Source organism: Oscillibacter sp. CU971 (assembly GCF_905219725.1).
In the GTDB taxonomy this organism is placed as follows: Bacteria; Bacillota; Clostridia; order Oscillospirales; family Oscillospiraceae; genus Oscillibacter.
In genome coordinates this window covers 1-4155 of sequence record NZ_CAJMXG010000239.1, presented here as the reverse complement: position 1 = coordinate 4155, position 4155 = coordinate 1, and the positions used below count along the sequence as shown (strand labels likewise).

Genomic DNA, 4155 nt, shown 5'->3' with positions numbered 1-4155 from the left:
CTGCAACCCGCCCTACTTCCCCCCCTCCGCCGGTCCCCTGCCCAAGGAGGAGGCCCGCCGGACCGCTCGGACGGAGGAAGCCTGCACCCTGGAGGATGTGTGCCGGGCCGCCGGGCGGTTGCTGCGCTGGGGCGGGGCCTTCTGCCTGGTCCACAAGCCGGAGCGGCTGACGGACCTGCTCTGCGCCCTGCGGGGAGAGGGGCTGGAGCCCAAGCGGCTGCGGCTGNTTTCCCTCCGGCCGGAGAGGGCCCCNTCTCTCCTGCTGCTGGAGGCCCGCCGGGGCGGAAAGCCGGGCCTGGCTGTGGAGGAGCCGCTGATTCTGGAGAACCCCGACGGCTCCCCCACGGCGGAGCTGAACCGCNTTTACTNTCNAGAGGAGGCCCCGCTATGAGCGGAACGCTGTATCTGGTGGCCACGCCCATCGGCAACCTGGAAGACCTGTCCCCCAGGGCGGTGGAGACTCTGGCGGCGGTGGACTTCATCGCGGCGGAGGACACCCGGGTGTCGTTGAAGCTGCTGAACCACTTTGGAATCAAAAAGCCCCTGGCGAGCTAGCACGAGCACAACGCCGCCGCCGCCGGCCAGGCGGTCCTGGGCCGCCTCCTGGCGGGGGAGAGCTGCGCCCTGGTCACCGACGCCGGGACCCCCGCCATCTCGGACCCGGGGGAGGCCCTGGTCCGCCTCTGCGGAGAGCACGGCGTGACGGTGACGTCCATCCCCGGCTGCTGCGCCGCGGTGAACGCCCTGGCGGTCAGCGGCCTGCCCACGGGGCGCTTTACTTTCGAGGGCTTTTTGTCCGTCAACAAGCGNAGCCGCCGGGAGCACCTGGAGAGCCTGAAAAACGAAACCCGGACCATGATCTTCCACGAGGCCCCCCACAAGCTCCGCCCCACGCTGGCAGACTTCTGCGAGGCCTTCGGCCCGGAGCGCCGGATCGCCCTCTGCCGGGAGCTGACCAAGCTCCATGAGGAGGTCCGCCGCTGCACCCTGGGGGAGGCGGCGGAGTACTACCGGGACCACGACCCCCGGGGGGAATACGTCCTGGTGGTGGCGGNAGCGGAGCGGTCAAAGGCCGCCGTCCTCACCCTGGAGGAGGGCGCGGCCCAGGTGCTGGCCCTGGTGGACGCCGGGCAGCGCCTGAAGGACGCCGCCAGGGAGGTGGCGGATCACACGGGCCTCAGCAAAAACGACCTCTACGCCGCCGCCCTGGAGGCGCGAAAATAAAAGCGTTCCAGAAAGCGGGGACGGTATAATTTTTCCTGTCCCCGTCCATACTTCCCTCAGACTTATTTCTATTGAGGGAGGAACTCTTGCATGGAACACAAATTNAAATCCGTCCTCANCGGCACGGGCTTTTATCTCCTGCTGGCCGTCTGCCTGATCGCGGCGGCGGTGAGCGGCTGGTTCCTGCTCTTTAGCGGGGACAAGCCCGGCGAAGAGCAGGCGGCGCCCACGGAGACGNGCAGCGCCCCGGTGGAAAGCGCCTATATCCCGGAGCCGGAACCGGAGGACGAGGAGCCCCCGGTGGAGGCCTCCGCCCCGGTTCCGGTGGAGGTGGAAATCGTTCCCACCATGCCGGAAGTGCAGGTGGACGACACGCCGGTGATGGCGGAACCCCCCAAGCTCATCGTGGAGCCCTTGAAGGGCGAGGTGCTGATGGCCTTCTCCATGGACCAGCTGGTCTACAGCCCCACCCTTGCGGACTGGCGGACCCATGACGGCGTGGACATCTCCGCNAAGCCCGGCACCACCGTGCTGGCGGCCACCGCCGGCACCGTTTCCTCCGTNGAGGACGATCCCCTGATGGGCACCACCGTGGTCATTGAGCACCAGGGCGGGTATGCCACCACCTACTCCAACCTTCAGGCGAGGCCCACGGTGGAGCCGGGGGACCTGGTCACCGCCGGGCAGANCATCGGCGCGGTGGGCGCCACCGCCTCCGCCGAGGCCGCCCAAAGCCCCCACCTCCATTTTTCCGTCACCCAGGACGGGGAGGCGGTGGACCCCGGCGAATTCTTAAAGAGCTGAGCCAAAAAGGCGGGCCCTCCGGGGCTTGCCTTTTTCTCATTTCTATGCTATGGTATATAGGTTAAACGACTGTCCGCCGTCTCCGGCGGCTTAAAAAGGAGTGGGCACCAATATGAAAACTTATACCTTCCAGCCCCGCGGCGTCTGTTCACGGGAAATGCGGGTGGACCTTGACGACCANGGCGNCATTCAGGATCTCCAGGTCATGGGCGGATGCAGCGGCAACCTCCAGGGCATTTCCGCCCTGGTGAAGGGCATGACCGCCCAGGAGGCCGTCCGGCGTTTGAAGGGAATCCGCTGCGGGGCCAAGAGCACCTCATGCCCGGACCAGCTGGCCCTGGGGCTGGAGCAGCTCCTGGCCCAGGGCTGAGAGGACCGGCGGGAAGTATGAAAATCGTCTTGGTCATCGACCAGTTCGACGACGCCAACAACGGAACCACCATCAGCGCCCGGCGCTTCGCCACGGCCTTGAAGGAGCACGGGAACGAGGTCCGGGTCATCGCCACCGGCAAGCCCACGGACTACAAATACGCCGTCCGGCAGATGCGGTTCCTCCCCATTGTGGAGCACCTCATCACCAGCCAGGGGATGCGCCTGGCCATTCCCAACAAGCACGTCTTTGAGAAGGCGGCAGCCTGGGCGGACGTGGTCCACTTCATGATGCCCTCCCCCCTGGCCATCATGGGCCTCAAGCATGTGGAGCGCCTGGGCATCCCTCACACGGCGGCATTCCACTGCCAGCCGGAGAACATCACCTTCACCCTCCACATGGGCAACAGCAAACGGGTGAACGACTTTGTCTACACCAAGTTTCGGGACACCTTTTTCAACCGTTTCACCCACATCCACTGCCCCAGCAACATGATTGCCGATCAGCTCCGCCAGCACGGCTATACCGCGCGGCTCCACGTCATCTCCAACGGCATCAGCCCCCGGTATACCTATGGGCGGGCCCCTCAGGAGGACTGGATGCGGGGAAAGTTCAACGTGCTGATGGTGGGCCGCTACGCCGGGGAGAAGCGCCAGGACGTGCTCATTGACGCCTGCGCCCAGNGCCGCCACNGGGACGGCATCCAGGTCATTCTGGCAGGCAAGGGGCCCCTGGAAAAAAAGTACCGGCGTCTTGCGGAAAAGCTCCCCAACCCCATTGTCATGGAATTTTACGAGCCGGACCGCCTGCTGGAGATCCTCCACATGGCGGACCTGTACGTCCACACCTCCGACGCGGAGATTGAGGCCATGAGCTGCATGGAGGCCTTCGCCTGCGGCCTGGTGCCCGTCATCGCGGACTCCCCCCGGTCCGCCACGCCCCAGTTCGCCCNGGACGGGCGGAGCCTGTTCCCCGCCGGGGACGCCGCCGCCCTAGCGGAGAAGATCGACTGGTGGTTTGAGCATCCCGAAGAGCGGGAGGAAATGGGGAAGCGCTACGGCGAACACGCCGGGCGGTACGCCCTGGACCGCTCCATTGAACAGGCGGAGGAGATGTTCCGCACCGCGATTCAGGAACAAGGGAAATAACGAGGAAAGCCCCGCCGGAAGGCGGGGCTTTCTGCTTTTCCCGCTGTCACCAGCGGCCCCCTTTTCGCGTATGCTGAACCAGCGACAAAGGAGGAATGCACCATGGCATATTCCGACCGGGAGCTGCTGGCGCGCCTGATCGAGTGTGAGGCGGGCGGCGAGGGGGAAAACGGCATGAAAGCCGTGGCGGGGGTAGTGATGAACCGGGTCCACGCCCGGGGCGGCGAGTACGCCCGGGTAGGCCAGGGCAGCATCCGAAACATCATCTTTCAGCCCTATCAGTTCGTCTGCGCCAGCGAGACGGAGGGGGGCGCCTACAACCCCCAGAACATATACAACATGCGGCCCGAGGCCATCCACTACGAGATCGCCGACTGGGCCATCGCCGGGAACCGCCTGCCGGACGTGGCGGAGTCCCTTTGGTTTTACAATCCCTTCGGCCCCGACTGCCGGCCCTTCTTCCCCACCGGCGTGGGGTACTGGCAGACCCGTATCGGCGACCACTGCTTTTATAATCCTACCGACGCATACTATAAAACTTGAGAGGTGTCCATCATGCCCAACACGAGCTATATGTCCCAGCCCCTGACGGACTGGTCCTCTGAGATC

At 65.5% G+C, this 4155-nt stretch carries 5 protein-coding genes and 1 pseudogene; all 6 read left to right on the top strand.

Going from position 1 to position 4155, the window contains the following annotated elements; genetic code table 11:
* Nucleotides 1-391, top strand: a 391-nt coding sequence (locus JX325_RS18210) for a tRNA1(Val) (adenine(37)-N6)-methyltransferase (protein ID WP_374220623.1), incomplete at its 5' end; no start/stop codon positions are given.
* A pseudogene (gene rsmI / locus JX325_RS13220) lies at nt 388-1224 on the top strand (16S rRNA (cytidine(1402)-2'-O)-methyltransferase). The gene JX325_RS18210 and the pseudogene rsmI, both read left to right, overlap by 4 nt.
* Nucleotides 1225-1314: 90 nt before the next feature.
* Nucleotides 1315-2028, top strand: a complete 714-nt coding sequence (locus JX325_RS13215; protein WP_204791570.1) for a M23 family metallopeptidase — start codon at nt 1315-1317, stop codon at nt 2026-2028.
* 112 nt (nt 2029-2140) lie between these two features.
* Nucleotides 2141-2398, top strand: coding sequence for a TIGR03905 family TSCPD domain-containing protein (locus JX325_RS13210; protein ID WP_204791569.1), 258 nt, complete (start codon nt 2141-2143; stop codon nt 2396-2398).
* A gap of 17 nt (nt 2399-2415) precedes the next feature.
* A complete protein-coding gene (locus JX325_RS13205; protein WP_204791568.1) occupies nt 2416-3546 on the top strand; it encodes a glycosyltransferase in 1131 nt (376 codons plus the stop codon).
* Nucleotides 3547-3648: 102 nt separating this feature from the next.
* On the top strand, nt 3649-4089 hold the full coding sequence (locus JX325_RS13200; protein WP_204791567.1) for a cell wall hydrolase: 441 nt from the start codon (nt 3649-3651) through the stop codon (nt 4087-4089).
* Nucleotides 4090-4155: the final 66 nt, after the last annotated feature.

What these genes read in the sequence shown, in the direction of transcription:
- JX325_RS13200 (WP_204791567.1), top strand. Translation starts at nt 3,649, where the DNA reads ATGGCATATTCCGACCGGGAGCTGCTGGCGCGCCTGATCGAGTGTGAG.